Genomic DNA, 19,074 nt, shown 5'->3' on the forward strand with positions numbered 1-19,074 from the left:
ACCTGCAATGACTTCAAACAATAAGAACACCAACAACACTCAATCTGACAATGACGACTGGCTCGGGGATCTGGTCATGTCACTCTTCACCGCCGCGGGATACTTGCTGTGGTGGGCGGTGCTGTTCCCCGCCATCAGTCTCCCGATCATCGCCAGCCTGGCGCTCGGCATCACCCACGGACCCCGCGGCGGGATCGTCTGTGCGATCGTGTTCTGCGCCGGGTATGCGGGGTGGGCGTGGCTGGACCCGCGGTCGTTTCGCTCGTGGGTGACCGAACCGGTACGGCGCCGCTGGTTGACCTGGTCGCGCTACACCCGCGCCTGGGAATCGACATGCACCCTGCACGGACTGACCGCAAAACTCGGTGACCGCACCCTCACACCAACCCTGCGCACCGTAACGATCGGAAGAACCACCGATGTGCTGGCGGTGCGGATCGTCACCGGCCACTCCCCGACAGATTGGCACAAACAATCCGAGGCGCTGGCCGCGGCCTGGCGCGCCGACCGGATCACCATCACCGCCACCGCGCCCGGCGAACTGCGGATCACGCTGATGCGCGGGGATGTGCTGGCCGACCCGATCGCCCTACCGATGCCCACCCCGGCCACACCGGTGGATCTGGAGTCAGTGCGGGTCGGGATCACCGAAACCCGCCACCCCTGGCACATGCCGCTGTTGGGGCATCACCTCCTGGTCGCGGGCGCGACCGGCGCGGGTAAAGGCAGCGTGTTGTGGTCGCTGATCGCCGGGATCGCGCCCGGGATCAAGACCGGCCTGGTCCGGTTGTGTGTCATCGACCCCAAAGGCGGCATGGAACTGGGCGCCGGCGCACCCATGTTCACGGTATTCAGCCACGACGCCACCGACACCACCCTCGAACTCCTGCGCACGCTCGTCACGGTGATGCACGAGCGGGCCAATCGGCTGCGCGGCCACACCCGGCTGCACACCCCGACCCCATCTGAGCCGTTGTTTGTGGTGGTGATCGATGAGATCGCCGCACTCACCGCCTATGTGACCGACCGCAAGATCCGCACCGAAATCGAACAACTGCTCGGGCTACTGCTCTCCCAAGGCCGGGCGGTGGGGATTTCGGTGGTGGCCGCGGTGCAAGACCCCGCCAAAGACACTCTCCCGGTGCGGCAGCTGTTCACCGTCCGGATCGGGCTGCGGCTGACCGAAGCCACCCAAACCACCATGGTCCTCGGACAAGGCGCCCGCGATGCCGGGGCGGAATGCGACCGCATCTCCGACGCCACCCCGGGCGTGGGCTACATGCTCATCGACGGAACCACCCAACCCGTGCGGGTACGGGCCTTCCACGTCACCGACCACGACATCACCACCCTCGCCACACAGTTCCCGCGCCCCGCTCGGCGGCCGACACACAACCAGCGGCCACGCAGCACCGACAGCGGCCGGACGCCGAACGAGGGCACTGGTGAATAACCCCACACCACCACAACTCGCCCTGCCCGGCATTCCGGATACGGTCGACACCGCCACAGTGATCGATGAGATGGTGCGCCGCGCGGCCTCGATGGGGTACGAATCATGGTGGCGGCGTGCGGAATCGGTCGGCTTCTGCGCCCACCCCATCCAACTGGTCGGCGCCGATGAATACGGGCGGCAGCGGGTGGTATGGACGCGGTGCAACAACCGCCGCGCCCACATCTGCCCCTCCTGCTCGGACCTCTACGCCCGCGACACCTGGCAACTCGTGCACGCCGGTGCCGCCGGCGGCCACCACGACATGCCCATCACGGTGGCCGATCGCCCGCAAGTGTTCCTCACGCTGACCGCGCCCAGCTTCGGCCCCGTCCACACCACAGGCGATAGCGCGCACAAGCAGCGGGTGTGTCGGGACCACCATCGCACCGGTGGCTATCAGCGCTGCCGCCACGGAAAACCGTTGTGGTGCAGCACTGTCCATGACGATGATGACGACCAGGTCGGTCAGCCATTGTGTGCCGAATGCTATGACTATGTCGGGCACGTGCTGTTCACCTGGCACCTGCCCGAACTGTGGCGACGATTCACCATCGCCCTGCGCCGCGCACTCCGCAAGAACCTAAAAGCCGTCGGGGTCGACCCCGACTGGATCCGGGTGAGCTTCCTCAAAGTCGTTGAACTGCAAGCCCGCGCCATCCCACACATCCACACCCTGATCCGGCTGGACCCCCACGACGACAGTCAGCAGAGTGACTGGGAATCACCCGTGGGCGCAACCGAGCTCGCCGCGATCATCCAGCACGCCGCCCGCAGCGTCAGCCTGACCGTCAACGACCCCTGCGCGGACGATGGCGTGCGGGTGATCCTCTTCGGCGGCCAAATCGACACCCGCCCCATCACACCCACCGATCCGGTGAAGAAGGTGTCACCAGAGCAGGATTCGTCGACCGGTCGGTCACTGTCTGGCCGGCGGGTAGCGCGCTACCTCGCCAAATACGTCACCAAATCCCTAGCCGACCTCGGCATCAGCGCCCGCCGCCTGTCCACCGAAGCCATACCCGACCTGGACGTGTCCGAGCATGTGCGCGCAATCCTGACCACCATCAGCGATCTCGCCGACAGAGGACTCAGCGGCGTCAGGCGCTGGCTGCACACCCTCGGGTTCCGAGGTCACATCACCAGCAAATCCCGCCGCTACTCGACCACAATGACCGCACTACGCCAACATCGCGCCACCTGGACCCGCGAACAGAACGCGAAAAATACTGCACACCAGCACAACCCGGTCACCCAAGACGGGGACGGCGATGAACTGGTGGCGTGGGAGTTCGACCGCGCCGGCCACACCAGCCTCGGTGAGCGCACCCTGACCATCACCGCCGCACTACACCGCATCCAGCAACGACGCACTGCGTGCGAAGCGCTACAGAACCAGCGTCGTGACATGCAGGGCGAGGTGCCCGATGGCTAACCCACAGGCGCACGTGAGCAACCACCAAAGTGAAAAGTCCTACAGTCGTGAAGAATTCACCGCCTGGCTTGTGCAGTCTTGTGAGCGGCAACAGCTCGCGGTCACCATCACCAACCCGGCTGTTCTCGCCGATATCGCCACCCTGCTGCGCAGCACCTGACCGAACGTGGGCGAGCACTACCGATAGGTTGCCCGGTCAAGCATTGTTTTCGGTCTCTGGGCGCATCACGACACTTTGCGGTGGGCGGGGGCTGATGTCCAGGCCACAGCTGCAACGCGGGCGAACCCCGGTTCGCGCCTTGACGCCAGCCCCTGGCCGCCGCGCACCATCAGTCGCGGCCAGAAAACCCCCCGGCCAACGGCCCGCCGGCGACCGCATTGGTGTGGCGGTCGCTGGTGGGATTCCCTGCTCACGGTGTCCGAAGATCGCCACAACATGACCACGCGTCCCTTCGCTACGGCAGGACACGGCGCGTCGCACCCACGGTGGGCGCCGCACCGTCAGAATTGATCTCATGACTGGTTGGCATCGCCACGCAGCAGCAACGCTGCGCAGATTGTGGCAGCGCCCCGGCCGCACGGCCGACATCCACATGTGGCATCTCGACGCTGTCGCCACTTCCCGCGTCCAGGCGTTCCGCGACGAACGGGGACACGGCCTGGCACTGATCACCTTGCGCGACGGTGACCGCGGCGCCAGTCACGTTAACGCCGCCGAAGCCTACCGACGCACCATCTGGGCGGAGTTCTTCGGCAAGCACACAGCGCCGCCGACCCTCATCTTCAACCTGCTCAACCCGCGTCTTCGCTACAAGGGCTGGCCGAACGTCGTCGCGATCGACTACGACACCCAGGGTAGGTTCGCGCATTGCCGGGAGGTCGACGCCGAGGAACTGGCAACACTGCACCGTCTGGGCGCCCAGTGGGATCATGGCGGGGGATACGTCCCTTACACCCCGCCGCCTCCCACCCATGCCGTCGTGCTCCGGCGTATCCCGGTGCGTGAACTCCCCGGCAGCCAGCCGTTCCGAGACATGGGGCGTTACCTGGCCGTCGACTGGGCCGCAGCCAGCATCGCTGCCCTGCAGGGCAGCAGCGAACACGATCTGCCCGCGGACCTGCCGGCAGATATCGCTGAGGCCGCGCGGTCGTTGTGGTGGGACCCGATCAGCCTCATCCGCGAACCGGGCGAGCCCTTGAGGTTCATGAACGGTCAGCACCGCGCGGAGGCGATGCGCCAACAAGGCGCAGTCGAGACGATCGTCGAAGAACTGCGGCCGGTCGACGCCCGACCACTGCCGGGGGAGCTTCAGACAATCAGTGAGTGCTGAAGCCGCTTGGCTGATGCGGCATGGCGCCCTCTGGCCCAGCGAAGGCGTGCCGTTCACCTTCTTCACCCTGCCCCCACGAGCACGGCACCGTTTCCTCGGTCGGGATGGCTGTCCGACCCGGTCCTATGCGGGCCATATCGAGTGACAGCAAACCCGTCGACGCTGGCGAACAGTGTGGTGGTCAGGTGATACTGTGCTGGATAGCTATCTGTGGTCGAGGGGGATGTGGTGACAGATCGGCTGGCCGTTGACGCGGCGGGGCTCGATAAGGCTGCGGTCGGCAGTGCGGAGATCGCGCAAGGACTTGCCACCGACTCCGGTGGTAACGCAGGAGGGAGCCAGCCAAGCCATGCTGGTGTGGCGGCGCTGGACCGCGCGCTGGCCGCGCTGCGGGTTGGCCAATCCCGACGGGTCGCGGGCCAGGGCAGTGATCTGCGGACCGCGGCGACGGTGTACACCCACAGCGACGAGGCCGCCGCCGAGAACGTGACGAGGACTATATGAGCGCGGTGACAACACCAGTAGGTGCGCTACTGACGCGCTCACAGATCGAAACCTGGGACAGGACCCACCTTGAGCACGCGGCAGCGCGATGGCGAATATCAGCCAGTGAATCTGAGGAACTGTTCGAACAGCACCGCCGCAACATCGCCGCGCCCGGTGGCACCGACTGGGAAGGCACCGCCAAAGACGCCGCACTCGACCGGGTCACACAGGACACCAACGTCGTACGCGCGGCCGGTGACACCGTGCGCGCCGCTGCCGACCTAGCGCAGGCCGGCGCCGACGATCTGCGGGCGGCCCAGCGGGCTGCGCTGGAAGCGATCGCCGAAGCCGAAGCCGACGGGTTTCGGGTCGGCGACGACTTGAGCGTGACCGATACTCGGCGCCTCGATTTGTCGACCATCGCCGCCCGCCACACTGCCGCCGCCGAGCACACCGAGAACATCCGGTGGAACACTGAACAACTCGTAGCCACCGACACCCTAATCGGCCGGCGGATCACCGCCAAAGCCACCGAACTCGACGGAATCACCTTCGTCGAGGAGAACGGTGGCCACGACGGCACCGTCCAGCTCGTCGACAGCGAAACCCGCGATCGGGACGCCCGCCATCCCGACGGACGCGAACGCGATCCCGACGGCGAGTACGGGCGGCGGGTGCGCGACGATGGCTTGTTCCGGCGACCCGAAGGCGGAGACAGCGGCGGCGCTGACTGGCTCGACAGCGACTGGGCGGGACGGGCCATCCTCGATCGCTACCTGGTTGGCGGTGGCCGTGACTGGACCATCCAGGACAACCCCGAATGGTCGCAGTACATGATGGACCACAACGGGCTGGCCCGAGAACTCGACGGCCAGGTACGTGGCCAGGCGCAACAGTCACTCAACGAGTACTTGGCCGGCCACGGGGCGCAGCGTGACTACTCTGCGCAGTTCGCGGCGACAACGCAGAACGGCGAATCCATCACCGGATACCAGTACCTCAACGGCACCAACGATGACGCGGGCGGCTTCAGAATCAACGGGACAACCCACGTGGAACCGCTATCCGCCGGCACGTACAAGGTGACGGTCGACGGCGGCTATCAGTGGAACGACATCATCGATGCCAACGCTCAGTATGCGACGGACACGTTCAAAGACCGAATCGCCGAGATCATCACCCTCGGTCAGGCGCACCCTTACCAGATTCACATCGGCTGGCACAGTCAAACCGAGTTTGTCCTCGACCAAAGCGGAGCTTTGGTCACCGCGAAAGGCTACCCGTACCAATGACATTCCGAATCGTCACCACTGTGACGCTGGTACTCGCCGTAGCTGCGGCCGTTGTGGGCTGCGGCCTCTTCGGTCGCGACAGCGAGACCGATGAGCGCGCCGTGCGCCCCGGCGAACCGAAACCCTCGCCATCAGGGCTCTATACCGCCTACGCCGAGGACGGCGCTCCTCAGAACACCGTGAAAACGTTGGTCGATGTCATCCGCGACAAAGACGGCAACGAGGTCTACCGCGACGATGCCGCCTACAGCACCCGCCACGGCGTGCTGTTCACCTGGCTATCGACAGAACCTAATCAGCTGTGGATCCTGTCCAGCGACGTAGGAACCTTCCACGTCGCGCCCGACAACGACGGCACCTGGACAAAACAGCACGCAACCAACGTTCCCCCGGAGATCAAAGATCTACGTGGATACTGATCCCGAACGGGGGCGCACACCACCATCTCGCGCAGGCTGTCTATCGGCTAGGCACGCTGGCCGCCGCGTGCTTGCCTCGTGCGTCTGAGAACGGTCTCGGCGGATCACGTTCCGGCGTGAAGATGCCCAGCAACGCACCGTTCGCTGTGACCACGTCGCGACTGCTCGGGCAGACGGGGTCGTCCCCATTGCTAGTCCCGCCGCTGGCCGGGCAGACCCCTCGGTCGGCACACGGTTACCCGAGCGATGACGTCGTATCTGCCCCCGACGTTCGTCGGCCCCGACGCTCAACTGGTGGGCATCGGAACACCGACCTCATCAGGCATTTCGATGCATACGAACGGTCAACAGCGGGTAACCTCCCCGACATACTGTGATCTACAGTGGTGAACATCGCGATGCACGGGCAGTTTTCATTGTCGCCAAAGTCGTGTAGGTTGTAGTTAACAGACCCCGCCAGGGCTAGAGCGCAAGCTTCCCCAACCAGGCGGGGCTTTTTATTGGCTAGTATCCCCGGAATGGCCAAACCCGCACTGCCGATTGACAAGCAGATCGAGCTGCTGGTCCAACGAGGACTGCCCATCCCGCTGCCACCGGACGACGATTACGAGCAGCGCAAGGCCGAGTACCACGCAGCGGTACGCCTGCTGATCGACAACAACTACTACCGACTCTCGGGTTACTGGAGATACTTCCAGGTCCGGCCCGGACACGGGGACAACCGGTTCACCGCCGGCGGCACCGTGGCACAGATCACTGCGACCTACACTTTCGACCACGAACTTCGCTGCATCCTGATGGAGGGACTGTCGATCCTGGAAGTGACCTTCCGTTCGCGCTTTGCCTACTACATCGCAATGCATATGCCGGTGGATAGCTATCTGGAACCGGCGTCCTACATCGACAGGCGAGACCGCTACGGCAACGTTCTTCGCGATTTGCTGATCGCCGACATCCACGACGAACTCACCCGCTCAAAAGAGAAATTCGTGGCGCATCACACCGCAAAGAACGAGACGCCGCCGGTATGGGCAGCGGTGGAGGTGTTCAGCTTCGGAACACTGTCGAAGATGTATGGACTGCTCGATCAGCACACCGTGCGCACCGCCGTGTGCAAAACCTTCGGGTTTCCCCACTCCGGATTTACCGCATCACTCATGAGATCGATGGTCGTCCTGCGCAACATCTGCGCTCACCACTCACGTGTATGGCATCGCGTTCCCGACGTCCCGCCACCAGTACTCAACAAATTCAAGCACGTCGAGCCGCAGCTATATCAGACAGCCTCACCATGGGCATGGCTGGTGATGCTCGCCGACCTCGTCGACACCATCCGCAGGGACAAAACGTACTCGTCAAAGTTGTGGGCACACATCGACTCTCGGCCCGATCTCCGCGACGGGTACCAATATCCACGACACACCTGAAACGTTCGGCAAGCGGAGGGTTCCCAGTGGAGTGTTTCTGGGGCGCAAGCAAAGCCGCACGAGAAGCGCGTCGATACGTGTCAATCGTCGCCGACCTGGCCAGCCGCTCGCTCGGTGGGCGCGTCCCCGGGCGAACTGGCGATCGACCGACGCTGGCTCAAATCCGAGAAGCCAACGGCACGCCGAACGACATCTAGATGCGCCACGCTGGCTGGACGCGATTGATGTCGAGGCTGCGCGAGCCGGGGTTGCCGGGTGCGATGACGGCGTGATCGAGCACTGATTTGATGATGGCTTGTTGGCGGTCGATGTCGAGGTCGTCCCATTGGCCGCGCAGCACCTCGCCGCAGCCAGCCAGATCCACCACCGAGCTAGTGTCGGTAGCGTGCGCGATGTCGCGGCGAGCCTGGGCGATCCGCTCGGTGATGGGGTCGCGGGCGGCAATCCATTCCCGCGCAGACACCGCGCCGGCGGCATACAGTCCGGCAAGCTCATCCAAGCGGGCCTGGTCGGCTTCCAGCTGGGTCGCCAATGCGGCGACATCAGCATCCACACTGGACTTACCTGCCAATGCCTCCGCGAGCTGCGGGGAGTCCAACCGGGTCAACACAGCATCAGTGAGCAGTTCCTCGACCGGCGACGCCACCACCGTCAGACGGCCGCAGCCGCCGTGATCGGGGCCTTTCAAACACACGTAGCGGCGGACCCGGTTGTCTGGATTGCTGTGGCGTGCTTGGGAAAACAATCGATTCCCGCAGCGCCCGCAGCGCAACATGCCCGACAGAAGGTAGGTGCGTGGGGCGCGGGTTTTGGTCAGTGCCCGGGTCGCCATGCGGGCCAAGATGCGGTCGCGTTCGGCCGGAGTGATGATCGCTGTCCAGGTCGCGGGGCCGATCACCTCGCCGTGGTGCTCGCGCAGGCCAGCGATACGCCCGGAGGTAAGGATTTGGCGTACCGCGGAGGTCTGCCACGACTTCGCGACGGCCGGGGCAATGCCGGCATCGTTGAGCCAGATGGTCAATGACCGGATCGAGGCGCCGGCCAGGTAGCGGTCGACCATCTCGCGAATGACCTTGGCCTCAGCGTCGCGCAGGGTGATCTTGTCGGACTCGTACCCGAATGGGCGTACCGAGCCGTGCGGCAGTCCTTGTTCGGCGTTCTGCAACAGCTTGCGACGCACGCGGGCGGATTTGCGCCCGGATTCTTTGGCAGCAAACGCGGCAAAGATGCGGGCCATGAACAGCCCGTCATCATTACCCAGGTCAATGTCGGCGGTCACGGTAGCGACATCGCGCACGCCCGACGATTCACACAGCGTCACGAATTCTTCCAGTTCGACTGGCCGGCGGTGCAGCCGATCGAGGTTGTACACGATCACCGCATCCCGGGCACCGGATGTCAGGTCGGCCAACATGCGGGCATACTCGCGGCGCGGCTTACCGGAGTAGGCCGAAACGTCGTTGTCGACATATTCATCGCCGATCGGCCAGCCCCGATCGGCGGCGAGCTTGCGGCAATCTTCCAACTGCCGCGCCACCCCGAGCCCGGTGCCCTCCACATCCGCCGAAATTCGGGCATAGATCGCCACTGACCGCACCCCGACGCGCTGACCTGGACTCTTTACCTTCGCCATGAGGGTAGTTTACTAGCACCTAAGCTTTGACGCGTGCGTGGGCCCGACAGGGTGCGGGACGGTGTGGTCGATGTCAGCGGTGGTGGCAGGTTGGTCGCAGCCGGGGAAGCGACAGGTCAGATCGCGGCAACGCACGAACTCAGCAAGCGCGGCCGACGGGGTGTAGCGAGGCTGCGGCCCGGAATTGCCGGGGTGGACGACTTCGCGGATTTTGGCGCCGTCGAGCATGGCGTCGAAGAACGGCGCAGGCATGAACCCGGCCCCGAAGATATAGCCCGAGCGCCCCGGGACCAGGGTGGGTGCGCTGCGCCGCGGTGTGGCCGCCGTGCCCCCACCCCGCGGCCCGTCAGACTCGGCGCCGCCGGGCGGGTCGTCGCGCAGTTCGGCGGGCGCCCGGTCGGTGTCTGCCTGCTGCTTGGTGGTGTGGTCGGTGAGGGCGTAGACGATGATCTCGCGCACTGGGCGGGGGTTGGTGGCAGCCTCGCAATCACCGTTGCCGCAGCGGCAGGCCAGGGTGGTGATCCCGTGGAACAGGGCGGCCAGGGCGTCCTTGCGGCGGTCGTCGAGGGTGCGGGGATCGGCGTCGCAGACGCTGTAGGCCATCGCGGTCAGGGTGCGTTCCCCAGCAGCGGCGTCACCGTCGAACATCCGCGCCCACACCGTGGTGAACCCAGGCGCGTCACCGAGGTTGCCGAACTCGATCGTGCGCCCCAAGTCGCCTCCACGGCTTTGGCGCACGGCGTCGGGGTCGTGGCGTTCGACGATGGTGTCGATCTCGGCTTCGGTCTTTTTCACCGACAACGGTCCCCAGCCGAGGATGTCGGCGGCCAGATCGGCGTCGACGGCGGCGATCAAGTCCGGGTCGGTGATCAGGTCGGTGCGGGTGATGATCGCGCGCACCAACATCTCGCTGATCAGCCCCTGCAGGAACAGCGCCCCGAGTTTGGGGAGGCGGTCGCGCAGCTCCACCGCGCGGTAGGCCTGGTGCAGCGCCAACCCGTGGGTGATCCGATACGCCGCGGCCAGTTCGGCGGTGACCGCGGCTTCGGGGTCGACCCACCAGTCCAGTCGGTCTTCGGGGGCGAGGTCGACGCGGCGGGTGAACAGTTCGGCCATCACCGCCAGCTTGCGGGCACACACCGCGTTCTCCATCCGCGAGGTGGTCGCGGCGGCGTCGATGAGCTCGGCATCCGAGAGCCCGGTGAGCTGGCCGGGCTCCGGAACCGATACTTCGAACATGTGTGCGATTCTACCGGCGGGCTGTGACGAATCAGGTCGGTAGTTGGCCGGCTGTGAACCGATTCGCCAATTGTGGATAAGCATGCGTGAAGCGCCTGGCGGGCACCGAAACCGAAGCGTGATCAGAGCTGGGGAATCACTTCCCCTGCCAGCAGTTCGAGCGTTTGATCGGAACCCCGATCGTGCGTGAAAAGCACGATCTGCCCGAAGCCCATCTCGACCAGCGCCCCGAGCCGATCGACCATCACTGCCGGCGTGCCGATCAAGTCGGTGTCGTGTAGCCCGAAACCTTCACCACCGAACCGCTTTTCCGCCAGGCCTCGCACCTTCGGCAGCGCGGCGTCGTCCGGCGCGAGTGCCATCACGGCCTCGATGGAGAGCGTGATGGTGTCCGGGTCGCGGCCGACGTCGTCGCAGATGGACCGCAGGGCCGCGATCTTCTCCTTGATCTGGCCCAGTGCGTAGGTCGGTACGTTCCACACGTCGGCATATCGCGCCACCAGAGGGAGCGTGAACTTCTCGCCGACGCCGCCCACGACGATGGGGGGCCGCGGCTGCTGCACCGCTCCCGGTTTGATCGGCATGTCGGGCACGGTGAAATGCTTGCCCGCAAAGTCGATCCGCTCGTCGGTGAAGGCCTGATGCAAGATCTGCAATGTCTCGCCGAGCTGTTCGGAGCGTTCGGCGAAGGTGCCCCACGGCAGACCGGCCCGGCGGTGTTCGTCCTCGATCGATCCGCTGCCGATGCCCAGGCTCAGCCGGCCGCCGGAGATCTGATCCAGCGTGGTGGCCATCTTGGCCAGCGTGACCGGATGCCGAAACTGATTGCACAGCACCATATGTCCGACCCGCAGACGGTCGGTGCGGCTGAGCAGCGCGGTGGCCAGCGTCCAGGCCTCCATCGACGGATAGTCGGGCATGCCGGGCCCGTACAGGTGGTCGTAGAGCCACAGCGATTCGATCCCGAGTTCTTCGCAGCGTCGGGCGCGGTGCAACACCTCGTCGAATGAGAAGCCCATTTGAGGCAGGTAGATGCCGATCTCCGGCCTGCTCATCACCCTCCCCATCGACAGTGCTGTACTTTCGGTCGCCTGCATGGTAACGACATTCTCGCAAAGTGAGAAGCAAATTCTGACGACGACGAGACGTAAAGGGCTGCCCATGCGGTTCGCGATCACCCATCCGATGCACAGCCATCCCTACAATCCCGAGCTCGTCACGGGCGCGGGGATCGCGAAGGTGGCCGCGGCCGCCGAGAAGGCAGGGTTCGCCGGCTTCGGCTTCACCGACCATCCCGCGCCGACCCAACGGTGGCTGGAGGCCGGTGGGCACGACGCACTCGATCCTTTCGTGGCGATGGGATTCGCCGCCGCCCACACCACGACGCTGCGGCTGATCCCCAACATCGTGGTGCTGCCGTACCGCAACCCCTTTGTCGTGGCCAAAGCCGGTGCGACGCTGGACCTGATCTCCGAAGGCAGGTTCACCCTCGCGGTGGGCGTGGGCTACCTCAAGCGCGAATTCAGCGCCCTTGGTGTGGATTTCGACGAGCGGGCGGTACGCTTCGAAGAGGCGTTGCAGGTGATCCGCGAGGTCTGGACCACCGATGACATCACCTTCGACGGCAAGCATTTCAGCGCCACAGGCATCACCGCGCATCCGAGGCCGGTCAGCGCTCCGCATCCGCCGATCTGGGTGGGTGGCAACACCTCGGCCGCGCGGGCGCGCGTCGCGAGGTACGCGCAGGGCTGGTGTCCGTTCCGGGCCCCGGCTGTGCTGGCGCAGACCGCCCGTACGGCGCCGTTGGAGACGGTGGACCATCTCCAGGCCGGTGTGGACGATCTGCGCCGTCGCCTGGAGGGCGAGGGCCGCGATCCGTCGGACATCGACATCACGTTCACCAACGATGCGGGTGGCGCTCCCGGTGCCGCGGACTTCAACGCCGACGAGTTCCTCTCCGGCGTCGCCGATCTCGAGAAGGCCGGAGTCACCTGGATTCAGGTGAGCGTGCCGGGGGACAGCCTCGCGCACACGCTGGAGGCCATCGAGGAGTTCGGCGGATCGGTCATCGGGGCGTAGTAGCCGCGACACGCGTCGCATCGATGCCGGTCACCCGGCGACCTTGACAAGGGTCTTGCCGATGTTGGCTCCGGTGAACAAACCGTTGAGTGCGTCGACGCAGGACTCGATGCCGTCGAAGATGTGCTCGCGGTGGGTGATCAGCCCCTGCTCCTCCCAGCTCCGCAGCGCCGCGAACGCCTCGTCGAAGCGGCCCCATTCGTCGAGGGCGTTGAATCCCTGCATCATCGCGGTCTTGGACAGCAGATTGACGTAGTTGGCCGGCCCCGGATGCTCACCGGTGAGGTAGCTGGAGATGACCCCGCAGAGCACCACCCGCGCCTTCTGGGCGAGCCGGCCGAGCACCGCGTCAAGGATCGGGCCGCCGACGTTGTCGAAATACACGTCGACCCCACGCGGGCAGTGCTCCCGCAGCGCCGCGCGCAGGTCGTCGTTGCGGTAGTCGATGCAGGCGTCGAAGCCGAAGTCCTCCACCACCGCACGGCATTTGTGCGGGCCGCCGGCGATGCCCACCACCCGCGCGCCCGCGATCTTGGCGATCTGCCCGGCGACCGAGCCGGTGGCCCCGGCGGCGGCCGACACCACGACCGTCTCGCCCGGTTGCGGACGTCCGATGCCCGTCATGCCGAAGTACGCGGTGGCGCCGGTGGGGCCGTAGATGGACATCACCGCGAGCTGATCCACCTGGTCGCCGGGGCCCGGCACCGGTGTGGTGAAGAGGTCGTCGCGGACGATCGTGTATTCCTGGAACCCGGTCAGCGTGGTCACGATGTCCCCGACCGCGTATGCGGCACAACGGGATTCGACGACCTCGCCGATCCCCGCCGCGCGGATCACCTCGCCGAGCTGCACCGGGGGAAGGTAGCTCGGCTGATCGTCGAGCCAGGTCCGCACCGCCGCATCGATGCCCACGTACGTCGTACGCACCAGTGCCTCACCGTCGGCGGGTTCTGGCACGGGGGCGGTCACCAGTTCGGTGTCACCGGGGGCGACCAACCCGTGCGGTCGGTGGCGCAACACGATCTGTCGGTTCGTCAACGTCGACACCCGGCCGAACCTACCGAAGCGACACTGCCGCCGAGCCCCTATCGGGTCACAACCGCCACAGCGCCTCCTGCGTCGTGGTGGCGATCAACGTGCCGGCGGTGTCGTAGAGCGAGCCCTGGACCAGGCCGCGGGAATCGCCGACGTTGAGCCGATGCACCTCGTAGCGGTGCCAGTTGTGCGGTGTGAAGGGCCGGTGGAACCACACTGAGTGGTCCAGGCTGGCCGCAAAGGTCCCCGACCCTGCTTCCGGCTCCAGCGGCGCCCCGGACGGCCGCGCCACCGGCACCGGACCGAAGTCGGACAGGAACGTCAGCGTGCATGCCCGGATCAGCGGGTCGTCCTCGATCTCGTCGCGGGTGCGGATCCAGAACGGCGGTACCGCGAACACCGAATCGTCGTCGGGCCTGGTGCGGATGTCGAAGCGGTCGGCGAACTCGATGTCCGGTTCCTTGCCCCCTGCTTCGGTCAGGGTCACCGACTGCGCCGGGGTGGGGTGCTCATCGGGGCCGGGCTCGGGGACGTGGAACGACGCGATCATCTCCAGGATCACTGCGCCCTGCTGGATCGCGGTGACGCGGCGGGTGTCGAAGGAGCGCCCGTCCCGGGTGCGCTCCACGTGGAGTTCGACCTCGACCCCGTAGCGGCCGCCCCGCACGAAATACAGGTGTAGCGACTGAGGCAGCTTGCCGGCGCCGACCGTGGCGCCGGCCGCCGCCAGCGCCTGCGCGGCGATCAGACCGCCGAACAACCGCGACCCGGGACCGGCGGCCGCCGGGCAGGCCACAAATACGTCGTCGCGGCGATCGAACCGCACTAGATCGGCGATCCAGCTCTGTTTGACACCTGTCACAAGACGTCGACCCTAGCGGGCCGCAACTGATCCCGGCAGGTCGGCGGTCATGTCGACCTTGTCGCCGTCGAAACTGAGCATGTCTTTGATTCCCAGGCTCTCGGGCAGCGGGTCCGCATAGCTCCACGCCACGTCCTCCACGACGGTCCCCTCGACGACCGCGGTCCAGTACGTGGCGTAGCCCTTGTAGTTGCAGTAACTGGTGGTGTCCGACCGCCGCAGCGCGTCCGTTCGGACGAACGCCGGGGCCACGTAGAGCAGAGGCTGCAGCGCCGTCTCGAACACGATCACCGTGTCGTCGGTATCGACGAGCGTGCTGCCCCCGACGGCCACCCGCAGACTCCGTGCGGTGGGGCGGCAGTCCACCCGGTGGTACGGGTTGGGCGGGTAGTGCACCAGCCGGCGCCCCTCTTCCAGCCAGGTGTCGACCGCGGTCCAGGCCACCACGACATAACCGGGCAGCTCCGGAACCGGCGTGCTCGGCAGCTCGCCGATGTCGGCGGATCGGAACGCGTAGCTCAGCGGCGCACCCCTACGGTGCACCATCCACGCGTCCTCGGTGTCGATCACCGGACGGTTGTCGAGAAACGCCTGCACGCGCCGCGGATGCGGCTCAAGGTAGACCAGGTCTCCGGCGACCGGCGGACTGAACCGACCGGCACGCTCCCGGCTGAGTGGACCGTGCCCGGCCACCAGGCTCATCGAAATTCCCCGGCCCCAACAACTCTCGGACAAATCACAGCGGTTTCCCTTCGCTCGGCGACGTCCTGCAGGAGTTTACAAACTCCTGGTGGATTGTCACAGCAGCGTCCCTCTTCGAGGGCCCGGACGGTGAGACATTCCTGACATCGCCCCCGCGGGAACGGCGATTCGGGCGACCGCGGACCGGCGAAGTGGCGAAAATCGACGAAACGGGTACCACGTTGCAGGCCGGGTGGACGACGAACGAGGTGGCGGGTGAAACGACTCAACGGCGTGGACGCCATGATGCTCTACAGCGAGACGCCGGAAATCCACATGCACACCTTGAAGGTCGGCGTGCTCGATGTGACCGCCGTCGACGGCTTCGACTTCGAGTTCTTCCGCCGGGCCGCGCTGCCGCGGCTGCACGCGCTGGCGCCGTTGCGCTACCAGCTGGTGGACATACCGCTGAAGTTCCATCACCCGATGTGGGTGCAGAACGCGCAGATCGACGTCGACTACCACATCCGCCGAGCGCGGGTGCCGGCTCCCGGCGGGCGGCGCGAGCTCGACCAGCTCATCGGCGAGATCGCGAGCACGCCGCTGGACCGCCGATACCCGCTGTGGGAGATGTATGTCGCAGAAGGATTGGCGGACAACAGGATCGCCGTGATCCACAAGGTACATCACGTGCTCGCCGACGGTGTCGCGTCGGCGAACCAGCTAGCGATGGCGATTCAGCCCCGCGAGCCCGAGGTGGGGGGTCAGCTCGCCGAGGTGCCCCCGGACTCGACAGCGCCGCGCGCCCTACTAAAGGCCGCGGCCCGCGATCACGTGCGTCAGCTGCGCCGGCTGCCCAGGTTGGTCAACGAAACCGCCGCCGGTGTCTCGCGGGTGCGCAGGCAGGCCCGCGAGCGTGGCCGGCATCCCGACCTGGCGCGCAACTTCGCGCCGCCGCCGACCTTTCTCAACCATGTGGTGACGCCGGGCCGCCGCTTCGCCACCGCCCCGCTGGCGCTCGCGGACGTCAAGGAGACCGCCCGACACCTCGGGGTCACCCTCAACGACATCGTGCTCGCCACGGCGGCCGGAGCTCTGCGTGAACTGCAGCTGCGCTACGACAAGAAGGCCGACTCGCCGTTGATCGCGGGTGTGCCCGTCAGTTTCGACACCTCACCCGGGCGGCTCGTCGGTAACGAATTCACTTACATGACACCGTCTTTACCGGTTCATGTACCCGATCCCATCGCGCGGGTGCGGCTCACCGCGACCGCGACCGCCATCGCGAAGGAGAACCACGGCCTGCTCGGGCCGACACTGCTGCCGTCCTGGTTGACCTATCTGCCGCCGGCCGCCACTCCGCCGATCTTCCGGACGCAGGCCCGCCGGGTGGAGTCCGCGATGGTGATGAACCTGACCATCTCCAACGTGCCGGGCCCGAAGGAGCGGGGGGTGATAAAGGGTGCGGTCGTGGACGAGATCTACTCGGTGGGGCCGATCGTCGCGGGCAGCGGGATGAACATCACGGTGTGGAGCTATGTCGACCAACTGTCGATCTCGGTGCTCACCGACGACCGGACGCTGAAAGACCCGCACGAGGCGACCGACGCGCTGATCGCCTCGTTCGCCGAGATTCGCGCCGCGGCCGGTCTGTCCGACAAGCTGACACCTGTCGAGAAGACCCTGCCGCTGGCTCCGGCCCTCTGAACCTCGGAACCTGTTGATCGGCGCGCGCTTTCGCGGCGTCGCAGGTCCTGCCGCTGCGCGCGGAAATCGGATGGAGACTTTACAGATCGACTCCAAAATGTCACCCTGTCTGGAGTGTCACGCGATGCGCGACGCAGACTGGAGGCAGACGGTGAGAGGCCGGACGTTCGAGACAGACGACTTCGCGCAGTTCGAACGACGGCGGTCCGGGGTTCGCATCGCCGGCGAGACCCTGCGCACCTACGACCTGACCGTGTTCGCCGCCGACGTCGACGGCGTGGTCGGCGCCGCGGGCGGTTGGCTGTGCGACCGGGCGCGGGCGGGCTGGCAGGTCACCGTCACGATTCCGCCGGGCCACGACACCCGGGCCCTGAGGATCCTCGGCGTTGACGTCGAGGTGCAGGAGTCCCTCCTCGAGGCGCTGTGCGGTACCGCAGGCGCAGCCGTGGCGATGGACGCGCGAGTGCTGCGGGAGAACGCCGGGTTGCGGGCAGAAATGTCGGCTCTGGCCGACACTGCCCGCGCCGAGATCACCGTCTGGGGCGATGCGGGCTCGTTCGGTCCCGACGGACGATTCGACCGGGTAAGGCACCGGCTCAGTGCCGCCGCCCGTGCGTTCAAGAGCAGGGCATTGCAGACAACCGGTCAGATCGTTGCCGATCTGACCGTCGAGGAATTCGTCAGCGCGGCGCTCTGGTATCCGCCGGACGGCGCCGATCTGGTGCCGCTCCCGAATCGCTAGTGGACGCCGGCGCCCGCCGTTACTGCGTGTCGCGGTGGCGGTGGATGTACCAGCTGCGCGCGACGAACGCGAGCACCACGGCCGCGAAGCCGACCATGAACCAGTCCTCCACCCGTCCGGTGTGATTGCCGTGGATCATCAGCAGCAGGAAGCCCGCCACCAGCAGCCCACCGATCTGGTAGAAGCGGTAGTTCTCCGTCGACCAGCCCCATTCGGCAGACGGCACGTCCTCGACGTCGACACCAGTGCGTCGTTCCACCTCGGTGCTTGCCACGGCTGCTCCTCATGATCGGGCTGACAGTCAACGGTCATTCTGACACAGGCCTACTACGGACCGCCGTAGACCTTGGGCCTACTCGGTAGGCTGGGCGGTCATGGCACCGCAGGTCCTGCAGGACAAGGTCGTTTTCATCACCGGCGCGGCACGCGGCCAGGGCCGCGCCCATGCCGTTCGGTTCGCCGAGGAGGGCGCCGACGTCATCGCGCTGGATCTGTGCGACCAACTCGAGTGCGTCGCCTACCCGATGGCCACCCCCGAGGACCTTGACGAGACGGTGCGGTTGGTCGAGAAGACCGGCCGCCGGATCGTGGCCGAGCAGGGCGACGTCCGCGACCGGAACCGGCTCGCCGACGTGGTGGCCAAGGGAGTGGCAGAATTCGGCCGGCTCGACTTCGTACTCGCCAACGCCGGCATTCTTCCTGCCGCCGGAGCGCAGGGCCGCGACATCACCGCGTTCACCGACGCGATCGCCGTGATGCTGAACGGGGTGTATTTCACCATCGAGGCCGCCCTGCCCGCGCTGCTGCGCAACCCAGACGGCGGCGCGATCGTGATCACCAGTTCGGCAGCCGGGTTCACCTCCGTGAGTACCGAATTCGCCACCATGAACCACGGCGCGGCCGGCTACACCGCCGCCAAGCACGGCGTCGTCGGGGTCATGCGCCACTTCGCCCGCTCGCTGGCCGAGAAGAACGTCCGGGTCAACTCCGTGCACCCCGGCGGCGTGGCCACGCCGATGGTGCTCAACGAGGCACTGGCCGAGTGGGCCGGCGAGCACCCGTCGTTCAGCGCCGCGCAGCAGGCGCTACTGCAACTGCCGATGATGGAACCGCACCACGTCAGCGACACGATGGTCTACCTGTGTGGGCCGTCGGGCCGCTATCTGACCGGCGCCGCGATCCCGTTGGATGCGGGCCAGACGCTGAAGTAGTCA

At 66.3% G+C, this 19,074-nt stretch carries 18 protein-coding genes and 1 pseudogene; 12 read left to right on the top strand and 7 right to left on the bottom strand.

All coding sequences use genetic code 11. From position 1 onward, the window contains the following. Nucleotides 1-7 precede the first annotated feature (7 nt). The 8 genes from KXD97_RS18640 to KXD97_RS18675 all read left to right on the top strand — a co-directional run bounded on the left by KXD97_RS18640 (nt 8) and on the right by KXD97_RS18675 (nt 7,882). Entirely contained in the window at nt 8-1,453 is a 1,446-nt protein-coding gene (locus KXD97_RS18640) for an FtsK/SpoIIIE domain-containing protein (RefSeq protein ID WP_036376246.1), read from the top strand. Then, the gene (locus tag KXD97_RS18645; RefSeq protein WP_229480067.1) at nt 1,446-2,927 is read left to right on the top strand and encodes a replication initiator; all 1,482 of its coding nucleotides are present in this window, start codon (nt 1,446-1,448) and stop codon (nt 2,925-2,927) included. Before KXD97_RS18640 ends, KXD97_RS18645 begins: the two co-directional genes overlap by 8 nt. Further along, on the top strand, nt 2,920-3,087 hold the full coding sequence (locus KXD97_RS18650) for a hypothetical protein (protein WP_165804665.1): 168 nt from the start codon (nt 2,920-2,922) through the stop codon (nt 3,085-3,087). The genes KXD97_RS18645 and KXD97_RS18650 overlap by 8 nt, the downstream gene beginning before the upstream one ends. 355 nt (nt 3,088-3,442) lie before the next feature. Beyond that, on the top strand, nt 3,443-4,258 hold the full coding sequence (locus KXD97_RS18655; protein ID WP_051558595.1) for a hypothetical protein: 816 nt from the start codon (nt 3,443-3,445) through the stop codon (nt 4,256-4,258). Between the two features lie 228 nt (nt 4,259-4,486). Next, on the top strand, nt 4,487-4,762 hold the full coding sequence (locus tag KXD97_RS18660; RefSeq protein WP_036376325.1) for a hypothetical protein: 276 nt from the start codon (nt 4,487-4,489) through the stop codon (nt 4,760-4,762). Then, the gene (locus KXD97_RS18665; protein ID WP_067991401.1) at nt 4,759-6,036 is read left to right on the top strand and encodes a hypothetical protein; all 1,278 of its coding nucleotides are present in this window, start codon (nt 4,759-4,761) and stop codon (nt 6,034-6,036) included. The genes KXD97_RS18660 and KXD97_RS18665 overlap by 4 nt, the downstream gene beginning before the upstream one ends. Further along, nucleotides 6,033-6,455 (top strand): hypothetical protein, encoded by a 423-nt coding sequence (locus KXD97_RS18670; protein WP_220098987.1) that lies wholly within the window; start codon nt 6,033-6,035, stop codon nt 6,453-6,455. Before KXD97_RS18665 ends, KXD97_RS18670 begins: the two co-directional genes overlap by 4 nt. A 518-nt stretch (nt 6,456-6,973) precedes the next feature. After that, nucleotides 6,974-7,882 (top strand): Abi family protein, encoded by a 909-nt coding sequence (locus KXD97_RS18675; RefSeq protein ID WP_051558597.1) that lies wholly within the window; start codon nt 6,974-6,976, stop codon nt 7,880-7,882. A 193-nt stretch (nt 7,883-8,075) separates the two neighbouring features. Here the strand turns inward: KXD97_RS18675 and KXD97_RS18680 are convergent, their stop codons facing one another. The 3 genes and pseudogenes from KXD97_RS18680 to KXD97_RS18690 all read right to left on the bottom strand — a co-directional run bounded on the left by KXD97_RS18680 (nt 8,076) and on the right by KXD97_RS18690 (nt 11,809). Further along, entirely contained in the window at nt 8,076-9,515 is a 1,440-nt protein-coding gene (locus KXD97_RS18680; protein ID WP_073908059.1) for a recombinase family protein, read from the bottom strand. Nucleotides 9,516-9,530: 15 nt separating this feature from the next. After that, nucleotides 9,531-10,754: pseudogene (locus tag KXD97_RS18685) on the bottom strand (DUF222 domain-containing protein); the annotation flags it as partial. A 122-nt stretch (nt 10,755-10,876) separates the two neighbouring features. Next, nucleotides 10,877-11,809, bottom strand: a complete 933-nt coding sequence (locus KXD97_RS18690; RefSeq protein WP_260751515.1) for an LLM class flavin-dependent oxidoreductase — start codon at nt 11,807-11,809, stop codon at nt 10,877-10,879. Between the two features lie 106 nt (nt 11,810-11,915). Between KXD97_RS18690 and KXD97_RS18695 the strand changes: the two genes are divergently transcribed. Then, nucleotides 11,916-12,833, top strand: coding sequence for an LLM class F420-dependent oxidoreductase (locus KXD97_RS18695; protein ID WP_260751516.1), 918 nt, complete (start codon nt 11,916-11,918; stop codon nt 12,831-12,833). A 30-nt stretch (nt 12,834-12,863) separates the two neighbouring features. Here the strand turns inward: KXD97_RS18695 and KXD97_RS18700 are convergent, their stop codons facing one another. From KXD97_RS18700 to KXD97_RS18710, 3 genes are read right to left on the bottom strand one after another with little or no spacing between them, the layout of a single operon-like run. Then, complete coding sequence (locus KXD97_RS18700; protein ID WP_260751518.1) at nt 12,864-13,880, bottom strand: NADP-dependent oxidoreductase; 1,017 nt, start codon at nt 13,878-13,880, stop codon at nt 12,864-12,866. A 46-nt stretch (nt 13,881-13,926) separates the two neighbouring features. Then, nucleotides 13,927-14,730: an acyl-CoA thioesterase II gene (locus KXD97_RS18705; protein ID WP_260751520.1), complete on the bottom strand. Its 804-nt coding sequence runs from the start codon at nt 14,728-14,730 to the stop codon at nt 13,927-13,929. 12 nt (nt 14,731-14,742) lie between these two features. Then, on the bottom strand, nt 14,743-15,432 hold the full coding sequence (locus tag KXD97_RS18710; RefSeq protein ID WP_260751521.1) for a DUF427 domain-containing protein: 690 nt from the start codon (nt 15,430-15,432) through the stop codon (nt 14,743-14,745). Nucleotides 15,433-15,687: 255 nt separating this feature from the next. Between KXD97_RS18710 and KXD97_RS18715 the strand changes: the two genes are divergently transcribed. Together KXD97_RS18715 and KXD97_RS18720 are read left to right on the top strand one after the other, a co-directional pair. Continuing rightward, entirely contained in the window at nt 15,688-17,118 is a 1,431-nt protein-coding gene (locus KXD97_RS18715; RefSeq protein WP_260751523.1) for a wax ester/triacylglycerol synthase family O-acyltransferase, read from the top strand. A gap of 124 nt (nt 17,119-17,242) precedes the next feature. Then, nucleotides 17,243-17,860 (top strand): hypothetical protein, encoded by a 618-nt coding sequence (locus KXD97_RS18720; protein WP_260751525.1) that lies wholly within the window; start codon nt 17,243-17,245, stop codon nt 17,858-17,860. A 19-nt stretch (nt 17,861-17,879) separates the two neighbouring features. On the opposite strand, the gene KXD97_RS18725 is transcribed toward KXD97_RS18720, so the two are convergent. Then, nucleotides 17,880-18,134, bottom strand: a complete 255-nt coding sequence (locus KXD97_RS18725) for a DUF2631 domain-containing protein (RefSeq protein ID WP_260751526.1) — start codon at nt 18,132-18,134, stop codon at nt 17,880-17,882. Between the two features lie 100 nt (nt 18,135-18,234). On the opposite strand from KXD97_RS18725, the gene KXD97_RS18730 reads away from it, so the two are divergent. Beyond that, entirely contained in the window at nt 18,235-19,071 is an 837-nt protein-coding gene (locus KXD97_RS18730; protein WP_260751527.1) for a mycofactocin-coupled SDR family oxidoreductase, read from the top strand. Nucleotides 19,072-19,074 lie beyond the last annotated feature (3 nt).

The sequence above is a fragment of the Mycobacterium sp. SMC-8 genome, from assembly GCF_025263565.1.
GTDB lineage: Bacteria > Actinomycetota > Actinomycetes > Mycobacteriales > Mycobacteriaceae > Mycobacterium.

Coding starts and splice junctions, on each gene's coding strand:
- KXD97_RS18690 (WP_260751515.1), bottom strand. CDS start 11,809: ATGAGCAGGCCGGAGATCGGCATCTACCTGCCTCAAATGGGCTTCTCA.
- KXD97_RS18670 (WP_220098987.1), top strand. CDS start 6,033: ATGACATTCCGAATCGTCACCACTGTGACGCTGGTACTCGCCGTAGCT.
- KXD97_RS18730 (WP_260751527.1), top strand. CDS start 18,235: ATGGCACCGCAGGTCCTGCAGGACAAGGTCGTTTTCATCACCGGCGCG.
- KXD97_RS18640 (WP_036376246.1), top strand. CDS start 8: ATGACTTCAAACAATAAGAACACCAACAACACTCAATCTGACAATGAC.
- KXD97_RS18720 (WP_260751525.1), top strand. CDS start 17,243: ATGCGCGACGCAGACTGGAGGCAGACGGTGAGAGGCCGGACGTTCGAG.
- KXD97_RS18675 (WP_051558597.1), top strand. CDS start 6,974: ATGGCCAAACCCGCACTGCCGATTGACAAGCAGATCGAGCTGCTGGTC.
- KXD97_RS18665 (WP_067991401.1), top strand. CDS start 4,759: ATGAGCGCGGTGACAACACCAGTAGGTGCGCTACTGACGCGCTCACAG.
- KXD97_RS18680 (WP_073908059.1), bottom strand. CDS start 9,515: ATGGCGAAGGTAAAGAGTCCAGGTCAGCGCGTCGGGGTGCGGTCAGTG.
- KXD97_RS18695 (WP_260751516.1), top strand. CDS start 11,916: ATGCGGTTCGCGATCACCCATCCGATGCACAGCCATCCCTACAATCCC.
- KXD97_RS18655 (WP_051558595.1), top strand. CDS start 3,443: ATGACTGGTTGGCATCGCCACGCAGCAGCAACGCTGCGCAGATTGTGG.
- KXD97_RS18710 (WP_260751521.1), bottom strand. CDS start 15,432: ATGAGCCTGGTGGCCGGGCACGGTCCACTCAGCCGGGAGCGTGCCGGT.
- KXD97_RS18650 (WP_165804665.1), top strand. CDS start 2,920: ATGGCTAACCCACAGGCGCACGTGAGCAACCACCAAAGTGAAAAGTCC.